The following is a 26121-nucleotide window of genomic DNA, read 5'->3' on the forward strand; positions in this document are numbered from 1 at the left end:
CGCCGACGCCCCGACGCCCACGCCTGGCGGGCGACCGGAGGAGCCGGAAGAGCGGAAGCAGCCGGAAGAGCGGAACCAGCCGGAAGAGTCAGAGTCCGCCGGTCTGGACCAGGCGGTTGGGGGAGCCCTCGCTCACCATCAGTACGCCCTTGACCGACTGGTCGGCCAGCCATCCGGCGATGTCCCCGGGCGCGGCGCTCGGGTGCCTGCCCTTGAACAGGACGGCGACGCCCGCGACATGCGGACTGGCCATCGACGTACCGTTCAACGCCACGCTGCCGCCGCCGAGTCTGGCCGAGACGATCGCCGCGCCCGGCGCGTAGATCCACAGGCAGGGGCCGAAGTTGGAGAAGTCGGTCTCCTGGTCCCGCATGTTGGTCGCCCCGACCGTCACCACCCGGTCGGCGCTCGCCGGGGAGACGCCGCAGGCGTCGGCACCGTCGTTGCCGGCGGCGACCACGGGGAGGACGCCGCTGTCGGACAGGGCGGTGGCCGCGTAGTTCACGGCGAAGCTCCTCGGCCCGCCCAGTGAGGCGTTGAGGATCGCCGGTTGCCTCGCGTTGCGGGCCACCCAGTCCAGCCCGGCGATGACCCCCGCGTTCGAGCCCCTGCCCTGGCAGTCGAGGACACGGACGCTCACCAGCGTCGCGGCCCGGGCGACGCCGTGGTTGGCGCCGCCGACCGTACCCGCGACATGGGTTCCGTGGCCATGGCAGTCCTGGCCGTTGCGTCCGTCCCTGATCGCGTCGAAGCCGGGCACCGCGCGGCCGCCGAACTCCGAGTGCCGGTAGTCGATACCGCTGTCGAGGATGAAGGCCGTGACGCCCGATCCCGTGCTGTTGACGTTGAACTGGTTGTCGAGCGGCAGATGGGGCTGGTCGATCCGGTCCAGGCCCCAACTGCTCGCGGGCACCCGAGGTGACGGCTCGCCGGCGGGGAGGGGCGCGACGCTCACCACGGCGTCCTGCTCGACGGCCTGGACCTCGGGGAGGTCGCGTACCGTCGCCAGCTGGGAGGCGTCGAGTCTGGCGGCGAAGCCACGCAGGGCTTTCTCGTAGGAGAAGAGGGGGGTGACCCCGACCCGCTGGGTCACCTGGGCCGACACGCTGTCCGGACTGAGGGTGACGATGTACTGGTCGGGGACGGGCGCCGTCGTGGTGTGCAGCGGCGCGGGGGCGGATCGACGGGGCTCCGGACTGGGTTCGGCCGCGAAGGCGGGTGCGGCGAGGGGGATCAGCAGCAGGAACGCCGCGGCGCTGCAGCGTCGGGACAGCCTCATTCGATACTCCGTTCGGGAGTGTGACGCGGCGTCACCCAGTGCGCCACGACAGGGGCATTTGTAGAAAAGCAGGTGAAGGGCACACCCGGCCATCACCCACTGGAGCGATGCCGTTACTCCCGGTGGGCGGAGGTGTGCGCGCCCCGGCGCTCGGAGGGGTGGTGTGCCGATGCGACGGGTTCGCGCCCCCGCCCGGCCCAACGACCGCATCTGAGCCGGTGCTTGTCAACTTTGTGGGTGTCAGGCTATATAACAAGCCGTAGGGCATCGCACGCAGAATCAAGCAAAGGAGTGACTTGTGATGCTCATGCGTACTGACGCTGTCCGTGAACTCGACCGGATCGCTCAGCAGATGCTGGGCAGCGCAGTGCGCCCGGCGGCTATGCCGATGGACGCCTACCGCAACGAAGACGAGTTCGTCGTACACGTCGACCTGCCGGGCATCGACCCGGAGACCATCGACCTCGACATCGAGCAGAACGTGCTGACCATCACGGCCGAACGCCGCTCACCGGCCCCGAGCGGCACGCCGATGATCGCCTCCGAGCGCCCCACGGGCACCCACACCCGTCAGCTGCTGCTCGCCGACACCCTGGACACCGAACGGATCGACGCCTCGTACGACGCCGGAGTCCTCACCCTGCGGCTGCCGCTGTCGGAGAAGGCGAAGCCCCGGAAGATCAGGATCAGCTCCGGCGGATCCCCGCGCCGGCTCACGGCCTGACGGTTCCCTCTCCCCTTCGAGGCTCCTTCGGCGGCCGACGGCTCTCCTTCGACGGCGCTTCTTCGACGGCGCTTCTTCGACGGCTCTCCTTCGACGGAAAAGGTCTCTCCCGGACGATGCTCACCACTCTCCCCGCCGCGCGTCCCGCCGCGGCCACGACGTACCACCAGCTCATCGACCAGGTGCAGCGCAACGGCCTCTACTCCACCCAGGCGCAGGCGGAAGCGGTCACCCGCAGCGTGCTGGCGGCGCTCGGCCGCCAGGTCACCGGAGAAGAACGGGTCGAACTCGCCCAGCGCCTCCCCAAGGAGGTGGCCCGCGAGTTCGCCTCGCAGGTCCCCGCCACCGAGCCGCTGAGCGGATTCGGGTTCGTGCAGGACGTGGCCGCCCGGACCGGGACCGGGGCGGGGGCAGCCCGCTGGGACGTCGGCTCCGTCCTGCGGGCCGTCGCCCAGCTCGCCGGGCCCGGCCTCGTCGACCGCATCCTGGCCCAACTCCCCAACGGCTACGCCCTCCTGTTCGGCCAGGTGCGGCTGCCGCGGCCACAGGCTTCCTGACACCACGGCACTTCCCCGGCCCTTCCCCGCATCCGGTGGCGCCCGCCCTCCGCGGCGGGCGCCACCGCCGTGCCGGGCACCGGAGATCGTCTTCGAGGCACACTTGACCCCGTGAGCGAGGGAAGAAGCGATCAGCAGCCCCATGGGGACGGCCACGACCACATACGTGAGGACGACGACCGGCCCCGCAGGGGGCCGGTCGTGTGCATGGCGTTGCTCGTCCCCGCCGTGGGCGCGGCCGGTGGGGCGGCGGGGCCGCTGTTCCGGGGCGCGACGTCCCTCGGCGGACCCCTGCTTTTCGTGTCGGCCGCCGTGGCGTTCCTCGTCTGCTTCGCCGCCCTGTCCCTGGGCGCCGTGTGGACCCTCGACAAGCTCTCGCGCGCCGTCGCGCACATGCGCCGGGGGCGGCACGGCGACGAGCGGCACGGCGACGCCCCCGGTCACCGCCGCGCCACCCGTGCCGCGCCCCAAGAGCCCCCATCCGAGGACCCCTGGGGCGGGGGCGCGGCGTCAGGCCTGTAGGGCCGCCGATACGACGGCCTGGGCCTCCTCCTGCACACGGCTCAGGTGGTCGGGGCCCCGGAAGGACTCCGCGTACACCTTGTAGACGTCCTCGGTGCCCGAAGGGCGTGCGGCGAACCAGGCGCCGGCGGTGGACACCTTGATGCCCCCGATGGGCGCCCCGTTGCCCGGGGCCTTCGTGAGCACCGAGGTGATCGGCTCGCCCGCGAGGGTGTCGGCGGTCACCTGGGCGGGGGAGAGGCGGCTGAGCGCGGCCTTCTCCTCCCGCGTGGCGGGCGCGTCGACACGCGCGTACGCGGGCTCGCCGAACCGGGCGGTGAGTTCCGCGTAACGCTCGCTCGGCGTGCGCCCCGTCACCGCCAGCATCTCGGACGCCAGCAGCGCCAGGACGATGCCGTCCTTGTCGGTCGTCCACACCGAGCCGTCACGGCGCAGGAAGGAGGCCCCGGCGGACTCCTCGCCGCCGAACCCGAGCGTGCCGCCGGCCAGCCCCTCCACGAACCACTTGAACCCGACCGGGACCTCGACGAGTTCACGGCCGAGGTCGGCGGCCACCCGGTCGATCATGCCGGAGGACACCAGCGTCTTGCCGACACCCGCGCCGGCCGGCCAGTTCTCGCGGTGCCGGTAGAGGTAGTCGATCGCGGTGGCGAGGTAGTGATTGGGGTTCATCAGCCCGCCGTCCGGGGTCACGATGCCGTGCCGGTCGGCGTCCGCGTCATTGCCGGTGGCGATCCGGAACCGGTCGCGGTTGTCGATCAGCGACGCCATCGCGTACGGCGACGAGCAGTCCATCCGGATCTTGCCGTCCCAGTCGAGCGTCATGAACCGCCAGGTCGGGTCGGTGTACGGGTTGACCACCGTGAGGTCGAGGCGGTGTTCCTCGGCGATGCGGCCCCAGTACGCCACCGACGCCCCGCCCAGCGGATCGGCGCCGATGCGCAGCCCCGCGGCCCGCACGGCGTCCAGGTCCAGTACGGACGGCAGGTCCCGGACGTACGTGCCGAGGAAGTCGTACCGCCCGGTCGTCGGGGCCGCCAGCGCGCGGGCGTAGGGCAGCCGCCGCACGTCCTTCAGGCCACCCGTGATGAGCTCGTTGGCGCGCTCCTGGATCCAGCCGGTCGTCTCCGAGCCCGCGGGCCCGCCGTTGGGCGGGTTGTACTTGAACCCGCCGTCCGCGGGCGGATTGTGCGAGGGGGTGACGACCACACCGTCCGCGAGCCCGGAGGCGCGGCCGCGGTTGTGGGCGAGGATGGCGTGCGAGACGGCCGGGGTCGGGGTGTACCCGTCGGCGGAGTCGATGAGCACGGTCACGCCGTTGGCGGCGAAGACCTCCACGGCGGTCACCCGGGCGGGCTCGGACAGCGCGTGGGTGTCCGCGCCGAGGAACAGCGGCCCGTCGATGCCCTGCCGGGCCCGGTAGTCGCAGATCGCCTGGCTCGTGGCGGCGATGTGGTCCTCGTTGAACGCCACGGCGAGGGAGGACCCGCGGTGCCCCGAGGTGCCGAACGCGACCCGCTGGTCCGGTTCGGCCGGGTCGGGGTGCAAGGTGTAGTACGCGGTGACCAGTCGGGCCACATCGATGAGATCCTCCGGCCGCGTCGGCTGTCCCGCGCGCTCGTTCGGCATCTGTTCCACTCCTCCGCATCGGTCGTGTGTGACCAGTACACGAGCCATGATCGCCCGTCGTGCCGTGTTCCGTCCCGCCGCCCCTCCGTGCCGGCGTCCCCGGCGGGCATGCCCAGCGTGCGGCGGGGCACCCGTACCGCATGGCGATTTTCCGGAAGTTGGCCCGTCCGCTGCTGGCGTCCACGTTCGTCACCGGCGGACTGCACGTACTGCGCGACCCCAAACCCGTTGTCCCCCTGGCCGAACCGGTGGCTCGGCCCGTCGCCGCCAGGATCCCGGGGCTGCCCGACGATCCCGAGCGGCTGGTGCGCGTCAACGCCGCCGTCCAGGCAGGCGCCGGGGCGCTGTTCGCCCTCGGGCGCTTTCCCCGGCTGTCCGCCCTCGCTCTGGCCACCACGCTCATCCCGACGACGCTCGCCGGACACGCGTACTGGAACGTGGAGGACCCCGAGGAACGCGCACGGCAGCGCGTCCACTTCTACAAGAACGTCGCCCTGCTGGGCGGCCTGCTGATCGCGGTCGCCGACACGCACGGCAAGCCGTCCCTCGCCTACCGCTCCCGCCGCGCGGCCACCACCGGCCGGCGCGCCGCCCGGACCCGGTCGCGCTCGGCCCGCCGCGCGGTCGAGGCGGCCACGGCCCACACGGCGGCCCGGGCCAGGACCACGGCGCACACCATCGGCGCCCGGGTGCCGACGCCGTAGCGGGAGGGCGCGGGGCAGGGGAGGGCCGCATGGGCGAGATCTCGGTCGGTACGTGTGCGTGGACGGACCCGGCACTGGTCCGCAGCGGGTGGTACCCGCCCGGACGGCGCGACGCGGCGGGACGGTTGCGGTACTACGCCGAACGGTTCCCCGTGGTGGAGGTCGACTCCACCTACTACGGGCTGCCCTCGGTCCGCAACAGCCTCCTGTGGGCCGAACGCACGCCACCGGGATTCCGCTTCGACGTCAAGGCGTTCTCCCTGCTCACCGGCCACCCGACGCGGCCGGCCGCGCTGCCCGCCGACTTACGCCCCGCCCTCGCCCGGCACGGCCGGACGACGGGGTACGGCGACGGCGATCCCGGGCTGCTCGACGAGGTGTGGCAGCGCTTCAGCGCCGCGCTGCACCCGCTGCGCGAAGCACGCCGCCTGGGAACCGTACTGTTCCAGTTCCCTCCGTGGTTCGCGCCCGGCGCACGGGCGGAGGCGGTCCTCGACCGGGTCAGGAAACGCGCGGCCGACTGGCCCATGGCGGTGGAGTTCCGACACCCGGACTGGTGGCGGGAGGACCGGCGGGCCGGCACGGTGGCGCTGCTTCGGGACCTGGACGCCGCCGCCGTGGCCGTGGACATGGTGCAGGGCCTGCCCACCTCGATACCTCCCGTCACGCCGGTCACCACCGACGAGCTCGCGGTCGTCCGCTTCCACGGCCGCAGTACCGCGTGGGGAACCGGCACCAAGGAGGACCGGTTCCGTCACACGTACACGGCCGAGGAGCTGGAGGAGTGGGTGCCGCGCCTGCGCGCCATGGCCGGGCAGGTCGAACAGCTGCACGTGCTGTTCAACACCTGCTGCGGCGACGCGGCGGTACGGGCCGCCGAGTCCATGAAGCAGCTGCTCGACATCGGCGACCCGAAATGGTGACGGCGGGGACCTCGGCGTGGAACAGGGCACGCATTGAGGGCACGTCACCGGGTAGGCGCACATTACGGAACTCCAGGAGGTGCCATGTCCGGACTGATGACGCGGATCAAGCAGTTCACTCGTAGCCCGCAGGGCCGGCGGACGGTCCAGTCCGCGCGGCGGGCCGCGGCCGACCCGCGCAAGCGCTCCCAGGCGCGCCAGCTGCTCGGCCGGCTGCGCGGGCGCCGCTGATCGCGGCTCCGGCCGGCCCGGGACGGTCGGTGGCGGCGGCTGACGCGCCGCCGCCGACTCCGTAGGCGCCGCCCCCCTCCCGAGGCGCCCGCGAAGCCGTCCCGGGCCGGCCGAGGCGTGCCCGGGGATCGCGCCCGAGGAGCCGTGCCCGGACGAGGCCGCCGGATCACCCGTCTGCCCCGGAGCGGTGGCCCGTGCGCTGACATCGGCAGCAAGCTGGCGTTTCCGCGTACGGAGCGGCAGCAGCCCCTGCTGGGTCGCCGGGTGTCGGGAGAGTCGAGTGCGTGTTGCCATCGTCGGGCAGGGTTATGTCGGAGTGACGGGGGCCGTGGCCCTTGCCCGGCAGGGCCATCAGGTGACAGGCATCGAACGGGAGCCGGCCAGGCTGGCCGCGCTGGAGGCGGGCCGGACACCGGTGTCCGAGCCGGGCCTCCAGGAGGAGCTGTCGCTGGCCATGCAGACCGGCCGGCTCAACTTCGCCGCCGACCTGAAGCACACGCACGTCAGAGAACCCTTCGAGGCCGTCCTGATCACGGTGGGATCGCCGCCCGACGAGACCGGGGCCGCCGACCTCTCCCAGGTGACGTCGGCCCTCCTCGACGTGGCGGCACTCCTGCCGGCACCGGCCGTGGTGCTGAAGTCCACGGTTCCTCCCGGCACCAGCACCCGGCTCCTCCAGGCCCACCCGCAGCTGCGCGACCGCTACGCCTACAACCCCGAGTTCCTCAACCAGGGCAGCGCGCTGGACGACTGGACGACGCCGTCGCGGACCGTGGTCGGCCTGTGGTCGCAGAGCGTCCTGCCGGTGCTGCACCGGCTGTACGGGGAGCTGGCCTGCCCCTGGGTGGTGACCAGTCCCGACACCGCCGAGATGATCAAGTACGCCAGCAACAGCTTCCTCGCCATGAAGATCAGCTTCGCCAACGAGATGGCCAGGCTGTGCGCCACGCCGGACCTGAACATCGACAAGGTGATGCAGGGCGCCGGACTCGATCCGCGCATCGGCCACGCCTTCCTCCAGCCGGGCCTGGGCTTCGGTGACTCCTGCCTGCCCAAGGACACCGCGGCACTGGCCCATTGGGCCGCCGCACGGGGCGTACCGACACCCCTGCTGGACGCGGCCATCGCCGTCAACCGCGCACAGCCCGGACTCGTGGGCGACATGCTCCGCCAGGAACTCGGCGACGACCTCGCCGGCAGCGAGATCGCGGTCCTCGGCGCGCGCTACGAGCCGTGGAGCGACGACATGCGGGCGGCGCCCAGCCGGGCCCTTGTTCCGCGCCTGGTCGCCGAGGCGGCGGCCGTCCGCGTCTGGGACCCGGCCACCGACGCCGAGCACCTGCGGCGGCTGTTCCCCGGCGCCCAGCCGTGCCTGGAGCTGGCCACCGCCGTGCAGGGCGCCCGCGCGGTCGTCATCCTCACCGAGTGGCCCGAGACGATCGAGGCGGACTGGTCGCTGCTGGCCGCCCGGATGGCACCGCCCGCGGTGATCGTGGACGGCAAGAACTGCCTGCTGCCCGACCGGCTGACCGGGCTGCCCCTGACGTACCGGAGTGTCGGCAACCGCCTCCCCGACCTCGTCGCCGCGCCCGCCGGCACACCACGCCCCGCGACCAACGCCTGACCGGCCCCCGCCGCCGCACGGGCGAACGGCGACGCGCCCCACCCCGGCCGCCGGGGCGGGGCGCTCCGCGGTGATCAGGCGGCGGCCGGCAACTCCCGGCGTACGGTGATGGCGTTGAGGCGGATCGTGTACTGCGCGACGTCCTCCACGGTCAGCGCCCGGACGGCCTCGGGACTCAGAGCGACCGTCACATTGACGCAGAACGCGACGGCGTACAGGAACCCCTCGGTCTCCTCGTCCTGGAGGGCGAACAGCAGGTTGTAGTAGTAGCTGGTGCCGTCCGGCTCCTCGCGGTAGAAGGAGAGGTGGGTGCCCTCCTGCCGGTCCAGGTCCACAAAGGCGTGCGTGAGCGCACGCTCGGCCTTGTCCCAGAAGGCGGGGTTGGCGAACGGCTGCGGAAGGGCCTGGCGCACGGCCTCCTTGAGGGACAGCACCATGACGCTGACAGGGGCGGTCTCCTGGAGCCCCCAGCCACGGATGATCTTCACGGTCGAGCTGTCGGGGATGCCGCTCGCCGCCCTGCTGATCTCACCGAAGTCGAAGTCCACCGTCGCCGGGGCGATCGCGTGCTGGAACCTGGCCTCGACGGCCCGTGCCTGCTCCATGAAGGACGACCCCACCTCGAAGACCGTTGTGAAGGTCGTCTTCTCGGCGGCGATCCGGTCAACCATGGCTGCTCCTCGCGGGTAGGAAGTGATCGCGCCCGGTCGGTCAGTATGCCGCCCCCCCGCACGACCCCCGCACCGGCGTCCGTACCGTGCCGCTCACACCTCCGGCGCCGTGCGCGCCTGCCTGTCCTTACCGTGGCGTTCTCACCTCCGGCGCCGTGCGCGCCGGCCCGTCCATACCGTGGCCTGACGCCCCGCGCCGTACACGTCCGGACAGCGGCGCTCACACCCCCGTGTCGTACACGTCGAGCCTGCCGCACATCCCGAACCTGCCGTACGCGGACGGGACTTCCGCGCGCGTCTGCGCGGCGGACAGGTAGCCGGTCTCGCCGGCCTCCAGCAGGTCGAGCTGGCGGCCGGTGGCGTCGGACGCGGCGGCGGCGCCCTCCCGCCAGCGCGCCCGCCACTCACCCGCCCGCTCCCGCACCAGCCGGGCCGCCGCCCGGTGGAACGCGGCGAGCGGGCCGGGATCGCCCACCGCGGCAGCGGCCCGCAGCGCGGCGAAGCCCTCCAGCGCCACGTCGCGGCGGTGCCGGGCCGCCCGCTCGACCTCCGCCTCCGGACGGTCCGCCGGCAGGGCGACCGCCTCACGGTAGGTGTCCGGGTCGGCGAGCAGCCGGGGCGGGAGGGTCAGGACCGCGTCCCCGGCCTCCGGCAGCCCCCGGTTCTGCATCAGTACGGAGATCTCCAGGCCCCCCTCGTTGACCAGCCGGTGGATCGTCCCCGGGGTGAACCACACCAGGACGCCGGGCGCGAGCGGCGTCTCCTGGAACCCGGACGCCGTGAGCGTCTGCACGCGCCCCCTGCCACCCGTCACCACATAGCCCTCGGTGCACGTCAGATGCAGGTGCGGGGTGCCGCCGCGCAGGCCGTCGGCGGCGGGCCAGTCGTACACCCGCAGCCGCGACACGCCGATCCCGCCCGGCAGTCCGCCGTATACCGCGGGGCTCACCACGGCAGCTCCTTCAGCCGGGCGGCGATCCGCTCCCGGTCCCAGGCGGCGTCCGCGATCAGGATCCGGTAGCGGCGGGAGAGGGTGCCGCCGGGCGGCAGGACCAGCTCGTCATGGAAGGCGAAGGACGGCGCGACCGCCGCGATGGGGTCGTTGCGGACGAACCAGTGCGCCGGGTGGGAACCGGCCGCGCCGCTGTGGTCGTTCTCCGGCGCGTGCGCGAAGACGAGCGTGGCGTGGCCGTCGGCCCCGTCGTGCTCGCCGCTGTAGGCCAGCCACTCGGACTGGCTGCCCATCAGGCCGGGGCCCTCGCCGCCGGGGCCCAGGACGCCACCGTCGCGGAAGGCACGCGGACCGCGCCAGAACAGGCCCGTGTAGCCCGCCATCCGACGCCCCTCCGTGGTCGGGCTGCCGAACCGCAGCGGCTCCTCGCGCCGGTTGGTGACGGCCGACGACCAGGTCAGCGCCCAGGAGCCGGAGGCGGGGTGGACGTCGTGCACCTCGATGCGGCGCAGCTCCTCGGCCCACAGCTCCCCGCTGTACGGATGCCACGTCAGCCGCTCGGTGAGGGTGACCCGGCCGTCCCGCCCCGACAGCTCGTCGAAGCACCGGTGGGCCATGGAGCCGACCCGCTCGGGCAGCGCCCGGTACCCCTCGCCCCGGACGTAGGTGTTGCCGCCCCACAGGTTCTGCCCGGACAGGTGGGAGGCCGTCATCTGCAGGCCCTTGTGCCAGCGGTGGTCGTTCGGGCGGTAGTCCGTGACCGTGTGGCCGGCCAGGGTGCGCAGCGGGTGGATGTACGGCTTGGGCGCCTCCCACGCCGCCTCGGGACGGTAGACGTAACGCAGCAGCTCGACCGCGCCCACCGACACCGAGACGTGGTCGCCGTGCGCGTGGACGATGCGCGGCTGCGTGCGTGCGGGGTCCGGAGTCATCCGGCCACCACCTCGCGCGGCTCGGGTGACTCGGGGGCCCAGCCGGGCGCGTCGCCGTGCAGGGCGGTGTAGTACGGGTCGCCCGGGGCGATCTCCCCGGCCCGCACGGTGGCGCCGGTGAACGCCGACTTGTACAGCGCGGCGATCAGTTCCAGGCTCCTGCGCCCATCGGCACCGCTGCTGCGGGGGCGGCGCCCGGCGCGCAGGTCGGCGAGCAGGCCACGCAGCTGGGCCAGATGGGAACTGGGCTCGTCCGCCCCGAAGTCCCGCCAGCGGGACGCTTCCTCGGCGTTGACACCGGGGGCGGGCGTGATGTGCCAGTCCGCGTTGCGGTAGCCGTACAGATGGGTCAGTTCGACGGTCGCACGCTCGCAGTCGATGCGGATACGGCTCACCTCGTCGGGGCTGAGCACACTGTTGACCACCGTGGCGAGAGCCCCGCTCCCGAAACGGATCAGCGCTGTCGACACGTCCTCCGTCTCGATGTCGTGCACGAGCCGTCCGGCCATGGCGCTGATCTGCGACCACGGGCCGAGCAGGTCGAGCAGCAGGTCCATCTGGTGGATGCCGTGCCCCATGGCGGGCCCGCCGCCCTCGCTGTGCCAACGTCCCCGCCAGGGCGCGGAGTAGTAGTCGGTGCCCCGGTACCAGGTGGTCTGACAGTGCGCCACCAGCGGCCGCCCCAGGGTCTGCTCCGCCAGCAGACCGCGCACATGCCGTGCCCCGGAGCCGAAGCGGTGCTGGAAGACGATCGACGCGTACGGCCCGCCCTCGGCCTCGGCCGCCTCGATCGCGTCGAAGTCGGCGAGTGAGGGGCACGGCGGCTTCTCGCACCACACCCACGCCCCGGCGCGCAGCGCGGCCACGGTCTGGTCGCGGTGGAACCGGGGCGGGGTGCAGATGGTCACCAGGTCGGGCCGCTGCTCGTCGAGCATCCGCTCAAGGTCGGTGTACGGGTGGGGGACAGCGCCGTCCGCGCAGAAGGCGGCGGCCGCGTCGGCGTCGACGTCCACCGCCGCCACCACCCGTAGCGGCTGCTCGGCCGCCAGCGCCGCCAGGGCGGGCAGATGACTGCCCCGGGCGATGGCTCCGGTGCCGACGACGGCGACCCGGACGGTTTCATCGCGCGATCCACGCCTGGACGTGACACACACCCCCTCGGGAGCGGGGGCGCGAGCCCGGATAGCAAGCGCTTTCCCCCGTTGCCGGGAGAACCTAGGTGCACACCGGCTCACGGTCAATAGCGCTTGCTCCGCACCCCGCGCCCGAGTCCCCGGCTCGGGGGCGTCAATCCCCGTGTCCCCGCGCCCCGTTCGCCCCCGTGCGGCTGGCGGCAGTCGTCAGGAAGCGGTCAACTTCCCGGGCAGCCAGCGCAGTTGCCGGTCCTGCTGGAAGGCCTCGCCGCCCTCGTGGTCGTTGAAGTCGTAGACCTCGATCGCCTTCTCCTCGTGCGCGTACGCGTTGAACGCCGCGAACACCGTCGACGGCGGGCAGGTCAGGTCCTCCAGCGCGGTGGAGAACAGCGCGGGCGCCGAACCGCGCGCCGCGAAGTGGACGCCGTCGAAGTACGCCAGCGTCCGCGCGACCTGCTCCGACCGGCCGCGGTGGGTCTTCAGGTAACCGGCCACCTCCCGGTACGGGGCGCGGTCGGTGAGCGTGGTCGCCCGGGGGAAGTCGCACAGGAACGGTACGTCCGGCGCTATCGCCGCCAGGTCCGCCACCAGTCCGCCCACGGCCAGCGCGATCCCGCCGCCCTGGCTGGCGCCGACGGCCGCCGTGCGGGAGGCGTCGGCCATCGGGTGCGAGCGGGCCGCCTCCACCGCCCGTACGGCATCGGTGAACACGCGCCGGTAGTAGTACGTGGAGGGGTCCTCGATGCCCCGGGTCATGAAGCCCGGGTAGGCCGGCCCGCTGCCCACCGGGTCGGGGGTGTCACCGCCGGCCCAGCCGCTGCCCTGACCCCGGGTGTCCATCACGAAGTGCGCGCATCCGGCCGACGCCCACAGCAGATGCGTGTGCGGCAGCCCGCGCCCGCCTCCGTAGCCGACGAACTGGACCACCACCGGCAGTGGCTGCGTCGTGCCGGCCGGCAGGACGAACCAGCCCTTGACGGGGTGCCCGCCGAAACCGGCGAAGGTCACGTCGTACACCTCGACCGTCGCGAGGTGGGCGTCGACCCGCTCGAAACGCGCGTCGAGGTCGTGCGACCGGGCCTCGTCCAGGGTCTTGGCCCAGAAGGCGTCGAAGTCCTCCGGCTCCGGGGAAGCGCTGCGGTACGTGCGGAGCTGTTCGAGGGGCAGGTCGAAACGCGCCATGCGGCACCACCTTGATCGTGGGGAACGGTCACCACACGGTAGCCCGGTCGTTCGTCGAACGCCGGGCCTGTGGATATCCGTTCGCCCCGCCGGTCAGCGGAGCCCGCGCGGACCTTGTCATGCGCCTTGCAGGCGTGGGCCGGCGACTGCTATCCCTTCGTCAGGAAAGTTTCCTTCCAGTCTCAACTCCCCTGAACACAACGGAGAACCCCCCATGAGACCGGCACGGACCCGGACACGTTCCCTCGGCGGCGCCGCCACGCTCGCCGCCGCCCTTCTCCTCACCCTCACCACGGCCACCACCATCGCCACCGCCACCGCGGGCGCCCCCACCGGCGGGACCGCCGGGCGGCCGGCCACGGTGAACGGCTCATCCGCCGCCGGCCCGGCCGCCGCGACACCGTCCGCCGCGACACCGGTCGCCGTCAACGGCCGGCTCAAGGTCTGCGGCACCAAGCTGTGCAACCAGTACGGCAAGCCCATCCAGCTGCGCGGCATGTCCACGCACGGCCTCCAGTGGTACCGCCAGTGCGTCACCAGCGGCTCCCTGAACGCGCTGGCCACCGACTGGAACGCCGACGTCCTGCGCATCTCCATGTACATCCAGGAGGGCGGCTACGAGACCGACCCGCGCAGGTACACCGACCTCGTGCACTCCATCATCGAGCAGGCCACCGCACGCGGCATGTACGCCCTCGTCGACTGGCACATGCTCAGCCCGGGCGACCCGCACCACAACCTGAGCCGCGCCAAGACCTTCTTCGCCGAGATCGCCCAGCGCCACAGCGCCAAGACCAACCTGCTGTACGAGATCGCCAACGAACCCAACGGCGTGAGCTGGTCCCGTATCAGGAGCTACGCCGAGGAACTCATCCCCGTCATCCGCGCCGAGGACCCGCACACACCGATCCTCGTCGGCACGCGCGCGTGGTCGTCGTTCGGCGTCTCGGAGGGCTCCGACGAGCGGGAGGTCGTGGCCAGTCCCGTGCGGGCCGGCAACATCATGTACACCTTCCACTTCTACGCGTACTCGCACCGGGACGAGTACCTGAACACCCTCTCCAGGGCCGCGGACAAACTGCCCGTCTTCGTCACGGAGTTCGGCACCCAGAACTACGCGGGCGAAGGCGCCGACGACTTCGCCATGTCGCAGCGCTATCTCGACCTGATGGCGAGCAAGAAGATCAGCTGGGTCAACTGGAACTTCTCCGACGACCACCGCTCCGGCGCCGTCCTCAAGAGCGGCACCTGCGCGAACAACGGCCCCTGGACCGGTACCGGTCCGCTCAAGCCCGCCGGCGTGTGGGTACGCGACCGGATCAGGACTGCCGACGATTTCCCCACCGGCTGACCGACTCATCTTGCCCGCCCCTGCCCGCCCTGCCGGCACTGACGCCCCGGCCCGTCCCCCGCCCGTCCCCGTCCGTCCCCCGCCCGTCCCCGTCCGCACAGGGCACGCATCCACTGTGCGGGCGGGGACGCGGCCGTATCCTGCGGCCATGACCGATCATGTGAACGGGCCGCTGCGGCCGATGCCCGAGGACTGGCAGCGTGCGCTCGCCGTCGTCGCCCACCCCGACGACCTGGAGTACGGCTGCTCGGCGGCCGTCGCGGCCTGGACGGACGGTGGCCGCGAGGTGGCCTATGTCCTCGCGACCCGCGGCGAGGCGGGCATCGACGCCGTCGACCCGGCCGCCTGCGGCCCGCTGCGCGAGCGGGAGCAGCGGGCCAGCGCGGCGGTGGTCGGCGTGTCGACGGTGGAGTTCCTCGACCACAAGGACGGCGTCATCGAGTACGGCCTCGCCCTGCGCCGTGATATCGCCGCCGCGATCCGGCGGCACCGGCCCGAACTCGTCATCACCCTCAACCACCGCGACACATGGGGTGGGGTCGCCTGGAACACGCCCGACCATGTCGCCGTGGGCCGTGCCACCCTCGACGCGGCGGGCGACGCGGGCAACCGCTGGATCTTCCCCGAGCTGACCGAGCAGGGCCTCGAACCCTGGGACGGCGTGCGGTGGGTGGCCGTCGCGGGCTCCTCCGCGCCGACGCACGCGGTGGACGCGGCACCGGGCATGGAGCGGGCCGTACAGTCGCTGCTGGAGCACCGGGCGTACATCGAGGCGCTGACCGATCAGGACCCGGAGGCGTACTGCCGCTCCTTCCTCACCGCCAACGCCGAGGCCGCGGCCGAACGGTTCGGCGGCCGCCCGGCCGTGACCTTCGAGGTGTTCAGCCGCTGACGAGCCGGTCGACGGCCGGGGCGGTGCGCGGCCGTCCCGCGTCGACCACCAGCGTCCGCCGCCGGGTACGCCCCGGGACCACCGCGGCGCTGAGCCCGGCCGCGCGGCCACTGACGACCACGACGTCGTATGCGTGCTCTATGCCATCCGGTTTCCGTCCATGCCGTGACGACGGCGGGAAGGACGCTCGATTGACAAACTCTCTTGCTGTTTCTGCAATAGGGTGATGGATGACGAAGCGCGGCTCGACGCCGTACTGAACGAAGTGGGTCCCCGGCTCCGCAGGATCCGCCGGGAGCGCGGGGCGACGCTGGGCGCGCTGTCGGCGGCCACGGGCATCTCCGTCAGCACCCTGTCCCGGCTGGAGTCGGGACAGCGCCGCCCGAGCCTTGAGCTGCTCCTGCCCATCGCCCGCGCCCACCAAGTGCCGCTGGATGAGCTGGTGGGCGCGCCGCCGGTCGGTGACCCCCGCGTCCGCGCCAAGCCGATCGTCCGCAACGGCCGCACCATGCTGCCGCTCACCCGCCGGCCGGGCGGCCTCCAGGCGTACAAGGTGGTCCAGCAGCCGGGCGGCGAGCAGCCCGAGCCGCGCACGCACGAGGGGTACGAGTGGCTGTACGTGCTCTCCGGACGGCTGCGGCTGGTGCTCGGCGAGCACGACCTGGTGCTGGGGGCGGGCGAGGCGGCGGAGTTCGACACGCGGGTGCCGCACTGGTTCGGGGCGGCGGGGGAGAGGCCGGTGGAGTTCCTGAGCCTGTTCGGGCCCCAGGGCGAGCGCATGCATGTGCGCGCCAAGCCGAAGAGCGCGAGGAGCCGGAAGGGCCCGCACGACCCGAACAGCCCGGAGGGCCCGAACAGCCCGGACGACCCGAAGAGTCAGAACAGGTCGAAGAGTCAGAACAGGCCGAACAGTCGGAACAGGCCGAACAACCCGCGGAACTCCTGAGAAGGGGCCTTGAGGCGGTTCCCCGATCGGCAAGCGACCGCTTAGTATGCGGGCAGCTGCGGACCAGTGCCGTACTGCCCGACTCTTTGTGGAGGCCCTCAATGCAGGCATGGCGAGTGCACCGGAACGGCGAGCCGAGCGAGGTGATGCGGCGCGAAGAGGGGGACCGGCCCACGCCCGGCGACGGGCAACTCCTGCTGAGGGTCCGGGCCGCCAACATCAACTTCCCCGACGCGCTGCTGTGCCGTGGCCACTACCAGGTACGCCCGCCCCTGCCCTTCACACCCGGCGTGGAGATCTGCGGCGAGACCGAGGACGGCCGGCGCGTGATCGCCACACCCGCGCTGCCGTACGGCGGCCTCGCCGAGTACGCCGTCGCCGACGAGTCGGCGGTCCTGCCCGCGCCCGACGCGCTCGACGACGCCGAGGCGGCCGCCCTGCACATCGGCTACCAGACCGGCTGGTTCGGGCTGCACCGCCGGGCGGGCCTCCGGGACGGCGAGACGCTCCTCGTCCACGCCGCCGCCGGCGGCGTCGGCAGCGCGGCCGTCCAGCTCGGCAAGGCGGCCGGCGCGAGGGTCATCGGGGTCGTCGGCGGCGCCGAGAAGGCCGCCGTCGCACGGCAGCTGGGCTGCGACGTCGTCATCGACCGGCGCGGCGAGGACATCGTCGCGGCCGTCAAGGACGCCACCGGCGGCCGGGGCGCCGACGTCGTGTACGACCCGGTCGGCGGCGACGCGTACGCCAAGTCCGCCAAGTGCGTGGCCTTCGAGGGCCGCATCGTCATCGTCGGCTTCGCCAGTGGCGACATCCCGGCGCCCGCACTCAACCACGCCCTGGTGAAGAACTACTCGATCGTGGGCCTGCACTGGGGCCTCTATCACCAGAAGGACCCCCAGGCGGTCCGCCGCTGTCACGAGACCCTGACCGAGTACGCGGCCAAGGGCCTGATCAAGCCGCTGATCAGCGACCGGGTCGCCTTCGAGGACGCGGCGGCCGCCGTGCAGCGCGTCGCCGACGGCACCACCACCGGTCGGCTGGTCGTCCTCCCGGCCGTCACGGAAGGAGCCGCATGATGACCGACGCCGCCGAACTGCGCCGCCGTACGCGCGAGTTGCTGGCCGCGCATCCGCCCGCCACCACCGGCCGTACCGACTTCCTCAAGGCCCGCTTCGACGCCGGCCTCGCCTGGGTCCACTACCCGGTGGGACTCGGCGGCCTCGACGCCCCCCGCTCCCTCCAGGCCGTCGTCGACGCCGAACTCGAAGCCGCCGGGGCCCCCGACAACGACCCGCGCCGCATCGGCATCGGCCTCGGCATGGCGGCGCCGACCATCCTGGCGTACGGCACCGAGGAGCAGAAGCGGCGCTTCCTGCGCCCCCTGTGGGTCGGTGAGGAGGTCTGGTGCCAGCTGTTCAGCGAGCCCGGCGCCGGCTCCGACCTGGCGGCCCTTGGCACCCGCGCCGTACGTCAGGGCGACGAATGGGTGGTCAACGGGCAGAAGGTGTGGACCTCCAGCGCCCACATCGCCCGCTGGGCCATCCTCATCGCGCGCACCGACCCGGACCTGCCCAAGCACCGCGGCATCACCTACTTCCTGTGCGACATGACCGACCCCGGCGTCGAGGTGCGGCCACTGCGCCAGATCACCGGCGAGGCGGAGTTCAACGAGGTCTTCCTCACGGACGTCCGCATCCCCGACGCCCACCGCCTCGGCGCGGTCGGCGACGGCTGGAAGGTCGCCCGGACCACCCTGATGAACGAGCGCGTCTCCATCGGCGGCATGCGCGTCCCGCGCGAGGGCGGCATGATCGGGCCCGTCTCACGGACCTGGCGCCAGCGCCCCTGCTTGCGCACCCATGACCTCCACCAGCGCCTGCTGGACCTGTGGGTGGAGGCCGAGGTCGCGCGGCTGACCGGCGAACGGCTGCGCCAGCAGCTCGCCGCAGGGCAGCCGGGCCCCGAGGGCAGCGGCATGAAGCTCGCCTTCGCCCGCCTCAACCAGGAGATCAGCGGCCTGGAGGTGGAACTCCTCGGCGAGGAGGGCCTGTTGTACGGGGACTGGACCATGCGCCGCCCCGAGCTGGTCGACTTCGCCGGCCGCGACGCCGGCTACCGCTACCTCCGCTCCAAGGGCAACTCCATCGAGGGCGGCACGAGCGAGGTACTGCTGAACATCGTCGCGGAACGCGTCCTCGGGCTGCCCGCCGAGCCGCGCAACGACAAGGACGTCGCATGGAAGGACCTGGCGCGATGACGGACCACACGCCCGCCCGCAACGACCACACCCGGGCCGGTGACGACCGTACGCCCGCCGAGACGGACCTGCTGTACTCGCAGGCCGAGAGCGATCTGCGCGCCGCCGTACGATCCCTCCTCGCCGACCGCGCCGACCCGGCGGCCCTGCCCGGCCGCGTCGAGGCCGACAGCCCCTGCGACCCCGCCCTGTGGCAGGCCCTCGCCGCCGGCATGGGGACGGCCGGACTCCTCGTCCCCGAGAAGCTCGGCGGCCAGGGCGCGACCCACCGCGAGGCCGCCGTCGTCCTGGAGGAGCTCGGCCGCGCGGTGACCCCGGTCCCGTACCTCACCAGCTCGGTGATCGCGACCGAGACCCTGCTCGCCGCCGGCGCCACCGACCTGCTCACCCGTCTCGCCACCGGCCGCGAGGTCGCCGTGCTCGCCGTCCCGCTCTCCGCCGGGCCGGACCACGAGCCGGCGACCACCGGGACCGTCACGGGCGTCGCCGACGCCGCCCGCGCCGACGTCCTGCTCGTGCCGCGCCCGGACGGGCTGTACGCGGTCGACGCCGCCGAGGCCGGCATCGCGCCGCAGACTCCACTGGACCTCACCCGCCCCCTCGCCGCCGTGACCGTCCCTGACGGCGCGGGCACCCGGCTCGCCGACGCGGACGCCACCCGCGCGGCGGTCCGCCGCGGGCTGCTCGCGGGGGCCGGACTCCTCGCCTCCGAGCAGCTCGGCGTGGCCGAGTGGTGCTTGGAGGAGACGGTCCGGCACACCCGCGAGCGCCACCAGTTCAACCGGCCCGTGGGCTCCTTCCAGGCGCTCAAGCACCGCATGGCGCAGCTGTGGCTGGAGGTCGCGGGCGCCAGGGCCGCCGCGCGCAACGCCGCCGACGCGCTCGCCACCGGCAGCCCCGAGGCGCCGCTCGCCGTGGCCGTCGCCCAGGTGTACTGCTCGCGCGTCGCCGTGCACGCCGCCGAGGAGTGCGTCCAGCTGCACGGCGGCATCGGCATGACCTGGGAGCACCCGGCCCACCTCTACCTGAAGCGGGCCAAGGCCGACGCGATCGCGCTCGGCTCGGCGGGCCGGCACAAGGAAACCCTCGCCGGCCTGGTGAACCTTCCCGCGCCCGGATGACCGGGCACGCAGCCCGGTAAGGCACGCCGCAGGACACCGGGCAGGACACCCGGCAGGACACCTGGTAAGGGCGCCTGGTAAGGGCGCCCGGTAAGGACCGCGAGAGGACCGCACCCCTCTACATGCTGTTTAATTGCGAGCTGTTCGCAATAACAGCCGATCTTCATGAGGGGTGTGGAACCATGACCGCCCGATCACTACGCGGCATGGCCGCCGCCACGCTGGCCGGAGCCCTGGCCATCACCGCGGCGGCCTGCTCCAACCCGGGCGCCACCGGAGCCGGCTCCGCTGCCCAGGACAGCGCGGTCGTCGGCATCGCGTACGAGCCCGAGACGCTCAGCCCCCTCCTCGGCTACGGCAAGGACGGCAACTCCAAGATCTTCGACGGGCTGCTCGCCTTCGACGACGACCTGAGGCTGAAGCCCGCGCTGGCTGTCGCGCTGCCCGAGGTGAGCGCGGACGGGCTGACGTACACGTACACGCTCCGCAAGGGCGTCACCTTCAGCGACGGCAAGCCGTTCACGGCCAAGGACGTCGTCTTCACGTACCGCACCATCCTCGACAAGAAGACCAACAACGCCTCCAAGACCGAGCTCGACGCCCTGGAGGACGTCAAGGCGGTCGGCGACGACACCGTCGTCTTCACCCTCAAGTACCCCTACGCGCCCTTCGCCCAGCGCACCGTCCTCGCCATCGCCCCCGAGCACATCGCGGCCGGGCAGGACGTCAACTCCGGCCCGTTCACCACCAGGCCCATAGGCACCGGCCCCTACGTCCTCACCGACTGGTCCAAGGGCGAGAAGATCAGCTTCAAGGCCAACCCGCACTACTGGGGCGGCGCGCCGCAGGTGAAGAAGTTCACCATGGCGATCATCAAGGACGACGACGTCCGCGCCACCCGGCTGCGCTCCGGCGACCTCGACGGCGCGATCCTGCCCCCGAACCTCGCCAAGGGCTTCACGAACGACAAGGCGAAGAAGACGTACGCGGCGAAGACGTACGACTACCGCCTGGTGACCCTGCCGACGCACAACAGGGTCGCTGGTGACACCGCCGTCCGCCGGGCCCTCGACATCGCCGTCGACCGCCAGGCCATGGTCGACAAGATCCTCGAAGGCGCCGGAAAGCCCGCCTACGGTCCGGTCCCGACCGGCAGCGAGTGGTTCACCAAGGGCACCGAGCGCCCCCACGACCTCGCCAAGGCCAAGAAGATCCTCGACGACGCGGGCTGGAAGCCCGGCCCCGACGGCATCCGCGTCAAGGACGGCGTCCGCGCCGCGTTCCCGCTGTGGTACCTCTCCGGCGACAAGCTCCGCCAGGACCACGCCCTCGCGTACGCCTCCGACGCCAAGAAGGCCGGCATCGAGATCAAGACCCAGGCCGGCACCTGGGAGGTCATCGAGCCGCGCATGAAGCACGACGCGGTCCTCGCGGGCGGCGGCTCACCCGGCGACCCCGACTTCGACCAGTACCTGCTGCTCAAGTCCTCCCTCGGCGGCGACGGCTTCAACAACATGGCCTGGTACGACAACCCGGCCGTCGACAAGGCCCTCGACGACGGGCGCACGACCGACGACAAGACCGCCCGCAAGGCCGCGTACGACACGGTCCAGCGCGAGCTGGTGAAGAACCCCGGCTACACCTTCCTCACCCACATCGACCACCTCTACGTCGTCAGCGACAAGTGGAGCGGGCTGTCCACGCAGGTCGAGCCGCACGACCACGGTCTCGCCTCCGGCCCCTGGTGGAACGTCGAGGACTGGATCCCCAAGGACGCGAAGAAGTGACCCGTCGCGTCCCCTGGGCGGCGATGGCCCGGATGGCGGGACGGCGGGCCCTGTTCGCCGTCCCCGTCCTCCTCGCGGTGACGTTCGGTGTCTTCGCCGTCGCCGCGGCCTCCCCCTTCGACCCGGTCAAGGCGTACGCGGGCACGGCGGGCCTGACCGCCTCGCAGGACAACCTCGACCAGCTGCGCGCCAACCTCGGCGTCGACCAGCCGCTCGTCTCGCGCTGGTGGCACTGGCTGGGCTCGGCCGTCACCGGCGACCTCGGCGACTCCAGCGTCATGCGCCAGCCCGTCGCCGATGTGATCGCCGAGCGGATCGGCTGGTCCGCCCTGCTCGCCGGGGCCGCCTTCGCCGTCGCCATCGTGCTCGGTACGGCGCTGGGCGTGCTCGCCGCGCGCCGGCAGGGCGGCTGGCTTGACCGGTCCGTCACCTCCGCCGCGTACACACTGGAAGCCGCCCCCGCCTTCTGGCTCGGACTGCTCGCCATCTGGTTCTTCGCGTTGAAGCTGGGTGTCCTGCCGGCCGGCGGACTCACCGACACCGCGAGCGACACCGTCACCTTCGGACAGGTCGCCTCGCACCTGGTGCTGCCCGCGCTCGTCCTGGGCGTCTCCCAACTGCCGTGGTTCTTCCTGTACGTCAGACAGGGCGTCGCCGACGCGCTGGACGAGGACCCGGTGCGGGGGGCACGCGCGCGTGGCCTGAACGAACGCACCGTGCTGCTCGGGCACGCGCTCCGGTCCGGCATGCTGCCGATGCTCACGCTCATCGGCTCGCGCGTGCCCGAGCTCATCACAGGCGCTCTGCTTGTTGAGTCCGTTTTCAGCTGGCCCGGCATCGCGGCCGCCACCGTCCAGGCCGCCACGTCCGTCGACTTCCCGCTCCTCGCCGCGCTCACCGTCCTCGCCACGGCGGCGGTCCTGCTCGGCAACCTGCTGTCGGATCTGCTGTACGGGCTCGCCGACCCGAGGGTGGGCTTCGATGGCTGACGTCGTGTGGAGGTCCCACGGGCGCGCCCGCCGCTCCACCCGCACCGTCCGGGTCTCGGTGTCCGCCGCGATCGTGACCGCCGTGGTGCTGGCCGTGCTCGTCGTACCGCCGCTGGTCCAGCTCGACCAGCAGGCCGTCGATCTGTCGCTGAAGCTCCGGCCGCCGTCGCCCGCCCACCCGTTCGGCACCGACGACGTCGGCCGTGATCTGCTGCTGCGCTGCGTCTACGGGCTGCGCGTCTCGCTGCTCGTCGGCCTCGTCGCGGCGCTGGTCGCCACCGTCATCGGTACGGCGGTCGGTGCGGCGGCCGCGGCCTTCGGCGGCTGGACCGACCGGCTCGTCATGCGGCTCGTCGACACCTTCTCGTCCGTACCGCACCTGCTGCTCGGCATCTTCATCGTGGCGATGTTCCGGCCCGGCGTATGGCCGGTCATCGTCTCCGTCGCGCTGACGCACTGGCTGTCCACGGCCCGGATCGTCCGCTCCGAGGTGCTGTCGCTGCGCTCGCGCCCGTACATCGACGCGGCGATCTCCGGCGGCGCGTCCCGATGGCGGGTGACGGTCCGCCACCTGGTGCCGGCTGTGGTGCCGCAAGCCGGTCTCGCGGCCGTGCTCATGGTGCCGCACGCCATGTGGCACGAGTCGGCTCTCTCCTTCCTGGGCCTCGGCCTCCCCGCCCACCAGGCGAGCCTCGGCAACCTGGTGCAGACGGCACGCGGTTCACTGCTCGCCGGGGACTGGTGGCCGACCCTCTTCCCCGGGCTGTTCCTGATCATCCCCACGCTCGCCATCGCGGGCCTCGCCGGCGCCTGGCGGGAACGGATCAGCCCCCGCCGCCGATCGGAGCTGATGCTGTGACGCCCGTCCTCTCCGTAAGGGACCTGTCCGTACGCTTCCGGATGCGCGGCGGCCGTCACATCGCCGCCGTCAGCGCCGTGAGCTTCGACCTGGCGGCGGGGGAGTGCCTGGCCCTGGTCGGCGAGAGCGGCTGTGGCAAGTCCGTCCTCGCGTCCGCCCTGCTCGGACTCCTGCCGGGCAACGCCCAGACCGCGGGTACGGCCGTGCTCGACGGCATCGACCTGCTCGCCGCCGACGAGCGCACGCTCACCCGTACGGTACGAGGACGGCGCATCGGACTCGTCCCGCAGTCCCCGGCCGCGCACCTGACGCCCGTGCGCACCGTGCGCGCACAACTGGAGGAGACGGTGCGCGAGCTGACGGCCACGCCGCGGGCGGACATACGGAAGGCCGCCGTGGCGGCCGCTGAACGGGCCTCGTTCCCCCGCGCCCTCCTGGACCACTACCCGCACCAACTCTCCGGCGGCCAGGCCCAGCGCGCCGCCACCGCCCTCGCGCTCATCGGCGACGCCCCGCTGCTGCTCGCCGACGAGCCGACGACGGGGCTCGACCGCGACCTGGTCGACCGGACGGCCGACGAACTGCGCCGGCACGCCGACGACGGCCGCGCGCTGCTGATGATCACCCACGACCTGGCGGCCGCCGAGCGGATCGCCGACCGGGTGGCGGTGATGTACGCGGGCCGGATCGTGGAACTCACCGGCGCCGCCCGCTTCTTCGGCGCGCCCGGCCCCCGCCACCCCTACGCCCGCGGCCTCCTCGCCGCGCTCCCGGAACGCGACTTCACCCCCATCCCGGGCTTGCCCCCGGAACTGGGCGCCCTCCCGCCCGGCTGCGCCTTCGCGCCCCGCTGCGACCGGGTTTCCGGGGCATGCGGTTCCGTGCCCCGGCTGGTGGACGGCGTCGCGTGCCACCACGTGGGCGGGGGCGGCGGCGCGGGCGCGGGTGGTGTCGACGCGGTTGGCGACGGCCGCGTCGACAGCCCTTCCCGCGCCCGTTCGCGCGCCCGTTCCGGCGCCGGTGCCGGCGCACAGACCACCGAGGAGGGCGCTCGTGCTTGAACTCGACGCCATCACCGCCGGATACGAACCCCGCACACCCGTCTTCCGTGGCGCCTCGCTGAGCGTCGCGCCCGGCGAGGCGGTCGGCCTGCTCGGCCCGAGCGGCTGCGGCAAGTCCACCCTCGCCCGGGTCGCCGCGCTGCTGCACCGCCCGGACGCGGGGCGGGTCGTCGTGGACGGCGAGGAGGTACGCGGCTGGCGGCACCGCGCCCCGCGGCACCTGCGCACCGCGATCGGCGTCGTCTTCCAGCAGCCCCGCATGTCCGCCGACCCCCGGCTGCGGCTGCGTGACCTGATCGCCGAGCCGCTGCGCGCGACGGGCCGCCGCGACGAGGCGACGGACCGGGTCGCCGAGCTGGCCCGCACGGTAGGCCTCACCGACGACCTGCTCGGGCGGCGCCCCCACGAGGTCAGCGACGGCCAGTTGCAGCGTGCCTGCCTGGCCCGCGCTCTGGTGCTGCGCCCGCGCTGGCTGGTGTGTGACGAGATGACCGCGATGCTCGACGCCTCGACGACCGCCGCCCTGGTCGCCGCGGTCGAGACGTACCGCGACGACCATGGCGCCGGGCTTCTCGCCGTAGGCCACGACCGCGTCCTGCTGGAGCGCTGGTGCGACCGTACGGCGCAGTGGGCGGACTGCGTGGAGCAGCAGCCTGGCGCGTGACCGTCACGCCCGAACTGCGTGGCCGTTACGCCCGGGGTGCGTGGTCTCACGCCCGGGCTGCGTGGCCGTCACGCCCGGGCCCGGGGAAACGGACGTCGAAGAGTCGGCCAACTCGGCGCCGCCCGGCCCTGCTTGGCGGTCACCGGACGCATACTCGGGTCAGTCCGCACCACCCAGCGCCCCTGGAGGCCCCCCCATGGCACCGCTGACCCGCCGTTCAGCCGTCGTCGCGTTCGCCGCCACCACCGCAGCGGCCGCCACCGCCGCCGTACCCGCCGCCGCCGTACCCGCCCGGGCGGCGACGCGGGCGGGTACGGCGGCGGCGGCCGTGACGCCCGTGCGCCGCGCACACGCGCACAACGACTACCTGCACCGCAGGCCCCTCCATGACGCGCTGGCACACGGCTTCACCAGCGTGGAGGCCGACGTCTTCCTCGTGGGCGGGGAACTCCTCGTCGCCCACGAGCCCGCCCAGCTCGACCCTGCCCGCACCCTGCGCGCTCTCTACCTCGACCCGCTGATGGCCCGGGTGAGGGCCAACCACGGCTCGGTGTACGCCGGTCACCACCGGCCCGTGCAGTTGCTCATCGACCTCAAGGCGGACGGCGTCGCCGCGTACCGGGAACTCCACCGCCAACTCGCCACCTACCCGCGGATGCTGAGCAGCTGCGTGAACGGCCGGGTGCGGCTCGGCGCGGTCACCGCCGTGGTCTCCGGGGACCGCGCGGCCCGCGCCCCCATGGCGGCCCAGCGCGTCCGGTACGCGTTCTACGACGGCCGCCTCGACGACCTCACCGCGCCCGCCCCCGCGTCGCTCATTCCGCTGATCAGCGGCAACTGGAACCACAGCTTCACCTGGCAGGGCACCGGCCCCTTCCCCGAGGCCGAGCGGTCACGGCTGCACGCGATCGTCGCCTCCGCCCACCGCTCCGGCCGGCGCGTCCGGTTCTGGGCCACGCCCGACCAGCCGGGGCCGGCCCGCGACGCCGTCTGGTCGGAGCTGCTCTCCGCCCGCGTCGACCACCTCAACACCGACGACCTCGCCGGTCTCGCGCGCTTCCTGCGCGCCCACGGCGAGTAACGGGTCGCCGCCGAGCAATACCCGTTCGGCCGACACGCCGTACGTCCGGA

At 73.0% G+C, this 26121-nt stretch carries 26 protein-coding genes and 1 pseudogene; 19 read left to right on the forward strand and 8 right to left on the reverse strand.

Annotated features, from left to right (window positions below):
- Window positions 1–88 precede the first annotated feature (88 nt).
- Window positions 89–1279, reverse strand: a complete 1191-nt coding sequence (locus tag QWM81_RS14305) for a S8 family peptidase (RefSeq protein WP_290112285.1) — start codon at window positions 1277–1279, stop codon at window positions 89–91.
- A gap of 301 nt (window positions 1280–1580) precedes the next feature.
- On the opposite strand from QWM81_RS14305, the gene QWM81_RS14310 reads away from it, so the two are divergent.
- The 3 genes from QWM81_RS14310 to QWM81_RS14320 all read left to right on the forward strand — a co-directional run bounded on the left by QWM81_RS14310 (window position 1581) and on the right by QWM81_RS14320 (window position 3082).
- On the forward strand, window positions 1581–2003 hold the full coding sequence (locus QWM81_RS14310; protein ID WP_290112286.1) for an Hsp20/alpha crystallin family protein: 423 nt from the start codon (window positions 1581–1583) through the stop codon (window positions 2001–2003).
- A 116-nt stretch (window positions 2004–2119) separates the two neighbouring features.
- On the forward strand, window positions 2120–2560 hold the full coding sequence (locus QWM81_RS14315; protein ID WP_290112287.1) for a DUF2267 domain-containing protein: 441 nt from the start codon (window positions 2120–2122) through the stop codon (window positions 2558–2560).
- 111 nt (window positions 2561–2671) lie between these two features.
- The gene (locus QWM81_RS14320; protein WP_290112289.1) at window positions 2672–3082 is read left to right on the forward strand and encodes a hypothetical protein; all 411 of its coding nucleotides are present in this window, start codon (window positions 2672–2674) and stop codon (window positions 3080–3082) included.
- Here QWM81_RS14320 and pgm read toward each other — a convergent pair.
- On the reverse strand, window positions 3071–4711 hold the full coding sequence (pgm, locus tag QWM81_RS14325) for a phosphoglucomutase (alpha-D-glucose-1,6-bisphosphate-dependent) (protein ID WP_290112290.1): 1641 nt from the start codon (window positions 4709–4711) through the stop codon (window positions 3071–3073). The two genes, QWM81_RS14320 and pgm, sit on opposite strands and share 12 nt — an antisense overlap.
- Before the next feature lie 140 nt (window positions 4712–4851).
- On the opposite strand from pgm, the gene QWM81_RS14330 reads away from it, so the two are divergent.
- The 4 genes from QWM81_RS14330 to QWM81_RS14345 all read left to right on the forward strand — a co-directional run bounded on the left by QWM81_RS14330 (window position 4852) and on the right by QWM81_RS14345 (window position 8193).
- Entirely contained in the window at window positions 4852–5415 is a 564-nt protein-coding gene (locus QWM81_RS14330) for a DoxX family protein (RefSeq protein WP_290112291.1), read from the forward strand.
- Between the two features lie 29 nt (window positions 5416–5444).
- Entirely contained in the window at window positions 5445–6338 is an 894-nt protein-coding gene (locus QWM81_RS14335) for a DUF72 domain-containing protein (protein WP_290112292.1), read from the forward strand.
- Window positions 6339–6422: 84 nt separating this feature from the next.
- Complete coding sequence (locus QWM81_RS14340; RefSeq protein ID WP_290112293.1) at window positions 6423–6569, forward strand: hypothetical protein; 147 nt, start codon at window positions 6423–6425, stop codon at window positions 6567–6569.
- A gap of 280 nt (window positions 6570–6849) precedes the next feature.
- Window positions 6850–8193 (forward strand): UDP-glucose dehydrogenase family protein, encoded by a 1344-nt coding sequence (locus tag QWM81_RS14345; RefSeq protein WP_290112294.1) that lies wholly within the window; start codon window positions 6850–6852, stop codon window positions 8191–8193.
- Between the two features lie 74 nt (window positions 8194–8267).
- Here QWM81_RS14345 and QWM81_RS14350 read toward each other — a convergent pair whose 3' ends face one another.
- The 5 genes from QWM81_RS14350 to QWM81_RS14370 form a co-directional block, all read right to left on the reverse strand.
- Window positions 8268–8864, reverse strand: a complete 597-nt coding sequence (locus QWM81_RS14350) for a Type-2Aa cytolytic delta-endotoxin (protein ID WP_290112295.1) — start codon at window positions 8862–8864, stop codon at window positions 8268–8270.
- A gap of 220 nt (window positions 8865–9084) precedes the next feature.
- The gene (locus tag QWM81_RS14355; RefSeq protein ID WP_290112296.1) at window positions 9085–9816 is read right to left on the reverse strand and encodes a cupin domain-containing protein; all 732 of its coding nucleotides are present in this window, start codon (window positions 9814–9816) and stop codon (window positions 9085–9087) included.
- Window positions 9810–10748 (reverse strand): DUF6807 domain-containing protein, encoded by a 939-nt coding sequence (locus QWM81_RS14360; protein ID WP_290112298.1) that lies wholly within the window; start codon window positions 10746–10748, stop codon window positions 9810–9812. Before QWM81_RS14360 ends, QWM81_RS14355 begins: the two co-directional genes overlap by 7 nt.
- On the reverse strand, window positions 10745–11902 hold the full coding sequence (locus QWM81_RS14365) for a Gfo/Idh/MocA family protein (RefSeq protein WP_290112299.1): 1158 nt from the start codon (window positions 11900–11902) through the stop codon (window positions 10745–10747). Before QWM81_RS14365 ends, QWM81_RS14360 begins: the two co-directional genes overlap by 4 nt.
- Window positions 11903–12088: 186 nt before the next feature.
- On the reverse strand, window positions 12089–13063 hold the full coding sequence (locus tag QWM81_RS14370) for an acetylxylan esterase (protein WP_290112300.1): 975 nt from the start codon (window positions 13061–13063) through the stop codon (window positions 12089–12091).
- Between the two features lie 214 nt (window positions 13064–13277).
- Here QWM81_RS14370 and QWM81_RS14375 point away from each other — a divergent pair, with 214 nt between their 5' ends.
- Together QWM81_RS14375 and QWM81_RS14380 are read left to right on the forward strand one after the other, a co-directional pair.
- On the forward strand, window positions 13278–14414 hold the full coding sequence (locus tag QWM81_RS14375; protein ID WP_290112301.1) for a glycoside hydrolase family 5 protein: 1137 nt from the start codon (window positions 13278–13280) through the stop codon (window positions 14412–14414).
- Between the two features lie 148 nt (window positions 14415–14562).
- Window positions 14563–15306 (forward strand): PIG-L deacetylase family protein, encoded by a 744-nt coding sequence (locus tag QWM81_RS14380; RefSeq protein ID WP_290112302.1) that lies wholly within the window; start codon window positions 14563–14565, stop codon window positions 15304–15306.
- On the opposite strand, the gene QWM81_RS14385 is transcribed toward QWM81_RS14380, so the two are convergent.
- A complete protein-coding gene (locus tag QWM81_RS14385; RefSeq protein WP_290112303.1) occupies window positions 15296–15427 on the reverse strand; it encodes a hypothetical protein in 132 nt (43 codons plus the stop codon). The genes QWM81_RS14380 and QWM81_RS14385 overlap by 11 nt on opposite strands.
- Window positions 15428–15532: 105 nt before the next feature.
- Here QWM81_RS14385 and QWM81_RS14390 point away from each other — a divergent pair.
- From QWM81_RS14390 to QWM81_RS14435, 10 genes and pseudogenes are all read left to right on the forward strand, one after another.
- Window positions 15533–16108, forward strand: a pseudogene (locus QWM81_RS14390) (helix-turn-helix domain-containing protein); the annotation flags it as partial.
- A 245-nt stretch (window positions 16109–16353) separates the two neighbouring features.
- Window positions 16354–17328: an NADPH:quinone oxidoreductase family protein gene (locus QWM81_RS14395; RefSeq protein ID WP_290112304.1), complete on the forward strand. Its 975-nt coding sequence runs from the start codon at window positions 16354–16356 to the stop codon at window positions 17326–17328.
- Window positions 17328–18509, forward strand: a complete 1182-nt coding sequence (locus QWM81_RS14400; RefSeq protein ID WP_290112338.1) for an acyl-CoA dehydrogenase family protein — start codon at window positions 17328–17330, stop codon at window positions 18507–18509. The genes QWM81_RS14395 and QWM81_RS14400 overlap by 1 nt, the downstream gene beginning before the upstream one ends.
- Window positions 18506–19630 (forward strand): acyl-CoA dehydrogenase family protein, encoded by a 1125-nt coding sequence (locus QWM81_RS14405; protein ID WP_290112305.1) that lies wholly within the window; start codon window positions 18506–18508, stop codon window positions 19628–19630. The genes QWM81_RS14400 and QWM81_RS14405 overlap by 4 nt, the downstream gene beginning before the upstream one ends.
- Window positions 19631–19812: 182 nt before the next feature.
- Window positions 19813–21417 (forward strand): ABC transporter substrate-binding protein, encoded by a 1605-nt coding sequence (locus tag QWM81_RS14410; protein WP_290112306.1) that lies wholly within the window; start codon window positions 19813–19815, stop codon window positions 21415–21417.
- 23 nt (window positions 21418–21440) lie between these two features.
- Window positions 21441–22406 (forward strand): ABC transporter permease, encoded by a 966-nt coding sequence (locus tag QWM81_RS14415; protein ID WP_290112339.1) that lies wholly within the window; start codon window positions 21441–21443, stop codon window positions 22404–22406.
- Window positions 22399–23265: an ABC transporter permease gene (locus QWM81_RS14420; protein WP_290112307.1), complete on the forward strand. Its 867-nt coding sequence runs from the start codon at window positions 22399–22401 to the stop codon at window positions 23263–23265. The genes QWM81_RS14415 and QWM81_RS14420 overlap by 8 nt, the downstream gene beginning before the upstream one ends.
- 41 nt (window positions 23266–23306) lie before the next feature.
- Window positions 23307–24326, forward strand: coding sequence for an ABC transporter ATP-binding protein (locus QWM81_RS14425; RefSeq protein ID WP_290112340.1), 1020 nt, complete (start codon window positions 23307–23309; stop codon window positions 24324–24326).
- A complete protein-coding gene (locus QWM81_RS14430; RefSeq protein ID WP_290112308.1) occupies window positions 24319–24990 on the forward strand; it encodes an ABC transporter ATP-binding protein in 672 nt (223 codons plus the stop codon). The genes QWM81_RS14425 and QWM81_RS14430 overlap by 8 nt, the downstream gene beginning before the upstream one ends.
- Before the next feature lie 196 nt (window positions 24991–25186).
- Window positions 25187–26071 carry a phosphatidylinositol-specific phospholipase C/glycerophosphodiester phosphodiesterase family protein gene (locus QWM81_RS14435; protein ID WP_290112309.1) on the forward strand — a complete coding sequence of 295 codons (885 nt, stop codon included), beginning with the start codon at window positions 25187–25189 and terminating at the stop codon, window positions 26069–26071.
- The last annotated feature ends 50 nt before the right edge of the window (window positions 26072–26121 follow it).

This window comes from Streptomyces ficellus (assembly GCF_030406405.1).
Classification (GTDB): Bacteria; Actinomycetota; Actinomycetes; order Streptomycetales; family Streptomycetaceae; genus Streptomyces; species Streptomyces ficellus_B.